Origin of the sequence: Variovorax sp. Varisp36 (genome assembly GCF_047304235.1) — a bacterium.
Taxonomy (GTDB): Bacteria; Pseudomonadota; Gammaproteobacteria; order Burkholderiales; family Burkholderiaceae_C; genus Variovorax.
The window spans coordinates 1-2,447 of record NZ_JBGLYU010000093.1; the positions used below are offsets into that span (position 1 = coordinate 1).

The 2,447-nt window shown below is 64.4% G+C and carries 4 protein-coding genes and 1 pseudogene; all 5 read right to left on the bottom strand.

Features of this window, described 5'->3' with window-relative positions:
* Positions 1 to 150: 150 nt before the first annotated feature.
* Positions 151 to 645: a pentapeptide repeat-containing protein gene (locus tag ACCD11_RS28255; RefSeq protein ID WP_413316433.1), complete on the bottom strand. Its 495-nt coding sequence runs from the start codon at positions 643 to 645 to the stop codon at positions 151 to 153.
* A gap of 28 nt (positions 646 to 673) precedes the next feature.
* Positions 674 to 853, bottom strand: coding sequence for a hypothetical protein (locus tag ACCD11_RS28260; RefSeq protein ID WP_413316435.1), 180 nt, complete (start codon positions 851 to 853; stop codon positions 674 to 676).
* A gap of 80 nt (positions 854 to 933) precedes the next feature.
* Positions 934 to 1,272, bottom strand: a complete 339-nt coding sequence (locus ACCD11_RS28265; protein ID WP_413316437.1) for a hypothetical protein — start codon at positions 1,270 to 1,272, stop codon at positions 934 to 936.
* Entirely contained in the window at positions 1,269 to 2,072 is an 804-nt protein-coding gene (locus tag ACCD11_RS28270) for a hypothetical protein (protein WP_413316439.1), read from the bottom strand. The genes ACCD11_RS28265 and ACCD11_RS28270 overlap by 4 nt, the downstream gene beginning before the upstream one ends.
* Positions 2,073 to 2,137: 65 nt before the next feature.
* Positions 2,138 to 2,447, bottom strand: a pseudogene (locus ACCD11_RS28275) (type VI secretion system tip protein VgrG); the annotation flags it as partial.

Genomic DNA, 2,447 nt, shown 5'->3' on the forward strand with positions numbered 1-2,447 from the left:
CCGCTGAAGGAGCGCAGCCAGTCGTCCACCGCCTTGCTTGCCGCGGCGATGTCCTCCTTCACGATCGTGTTCAGTGGTGCTACTGCCGTCTGCGGTTCGCGCTCTGATGGCGTCTTGCTTCCTTCCGTCCCTGCCATTTTCTGGTTTCCCTCAGTTGATGTTCGCGCCCTGGAACTCGAGTTGCTCGAAGGTGCTGCCCGTGAAGTCGACGCTGCGCCCTTGCAGTCCTTGCGCATGCACCACGGTGCCGCCGCAGTTCAGCACGCCAACGTCGTTCCAGCTACCACCCGCGAAGCTGATGTCGTCCCACTGGCACTGCCTGAAGGTGCTGGTGCCGATGCTGCCGCCATCGAAGTTCGCACGCGTGAAGCTGCAGTTGATGAAGGTGCAGCCCGTGATCGAGATGCCGCTGAAGTCGCACTGAGTGAAGCTGCAGCCCGTGAACTGGCAGCCGCTCCAGCCCGCCTGCTTGAAGCTGGTGGCGGTGAAGCTTGTGCCCGCGAAAGTGGTCGCGGCGAACTGGGCGAGTCCCAGGTCAAGTCCCGCATAGGCGAAGCTGTCGGCTTGGCCCACGAGCCCGGCGGGAGCGCCGCCTGCGCCTTTGCGCCACATGTCGTGGGCGAGGATGATGATTTGAGAAGACACTGTGGAGGTACCTCTGGACGTCGTTGGTTCAGCGAGACAGATGCCTCTGAAGGATTCGGCCGCCGCTCTTGTCAATCAGCAGACAAGCTTCCGGAAAGCTTGGCAAGGTCCAGCGATGGGCCTGCGACAGGCCCGAGGACCTTGCATCTTCAAAGGCCACTGCAATCGCCTGCTCCGCCAAGCCATCGACTTCGATGGTTTCTTTCATTCTTTCCTCCCTCTGCGAGATTGAAGGTGCAGGGTCCTGTCAGGCGCAATGTCTTTCGAGACGTGCCCAGTGCCGGACCACTACCGACTTCCTTGTTCCCGAAGTATTTCGCCCGTTGTCTTCGAGGCGATGTACATGATCGACCGCCCAAGCTTGCTTGCGTTGCCAAGTCCCTTCTGTCCCGGAGGGAGCTTGGCCGAGAAAGCGATCCCGATGGTGTTGACCCCGTTTTCTTCTTCGCCGTTTTCCTTCTTCCTCTCAGCGATGTGGACATTAAAGTTGTTCAGGTCTTGCCCGGTCCTCTCGAACAACTTGTACGCGTTGCCCAATGCGATGACCACCGGGGTGTTGAGTAGCAGCTGATCCGGCGACTCGACCGCCAAGAGCGGCAAGACCGAGACATCGAAGTCATGATTCACGGGCGAGGCCCCCGAGCCTTCGTGCGGACCGCCTCGATTTCCTTGAGCAGATCACCGGCATCCGCGTTGCCGTTCTTCAGCGACTCCGCCGCCCAGTGCGCGGCTTCGGCGAGATCCTTGCCATTCATGTAGAGGTCGCAGGTCAGGTTGTGTTGCCCTACGACATGGCCACCCTCAGCCGCCAACTTGCGCCAGCGCCGCTCTTGCGAACGATCCTGAAGCACGTAGTTGGCGTACCTCGACAGGCGGAATGCGGCCTCGGCATCGCCGGCCTCGGCTTTCGCGGCCAGTGCGGCCCGCGCGTCGGGCGCGAGCACGGCGGAGCGTGCCGCCTCGATCGCGCCCAGGAGCCGGTCTGCATCTTTGTAGCCGTTCTGGAGCGCCTCCGCGGCCCAGTGCCGAGCTTGGTCGAGGTCCTCGCCGTCACTGCTCAGTTCGGACGCCAGGTTGTACTGCGCCGTCGCATGGCCCGCCTTGGCGGCCACCGCGAGCCAGCGCGTGCGCTGAACCTTGTCGGCTTGCGTGAAGGTGTAGTACTGGGCAAGGCGAAAGGCGGCCTGCGCATCACCGGCCTCGGCCTTCCTGGCGAGATCGCTGCGCTGCGCATCGTCGAGCGCATGGATCTGTCCGCCCGATACGGGCTCGTTGTTGTTCATCGAATGCGCCTCCATGGCGGGAGAAAGAGAGAAGAGGACCAGCGCGAGCAGGGTCGGCATCGCGCTCAGGATGGTGTTGATCGGCGCGACCGCTGTCTGAGGCTCTCGTTCGGACGTCTTCTGCTGCTGCGATCCTTCTGCCATGGCCTTGCTTTTCCTCTTGCCTGGAACCGTCTTGTTGTTCGAAAGAAGCGCGCCGTCGCGCCGCGTCAGCCCATGAAACCGGGGGTGCGGCCCGCGAGCGCGGGCGTGCCGGCAGCGGCAGGCAATCCACCTTTTGCGACCCCGCCTGCCATGTTCGCGATCGCCGTGACCGGGGCACCCATCGGCCCGAGCCGCGCGCCGGCCGCCTGCGTCGCCATGCCGGTGGCCGCCTGTCTCGCCTGGCCGAGCATCGCCTTGGCGCCACCCTGCCGGATCGCCTGCGCCGCGCCCACGGCTTGCTGCGCCGTGGCTGCGGCCTCGGAGGCCTGGCCGAGCAGGCTCGCGGCCTTGCTGCCGGTGCCCGCGACGCCGGCC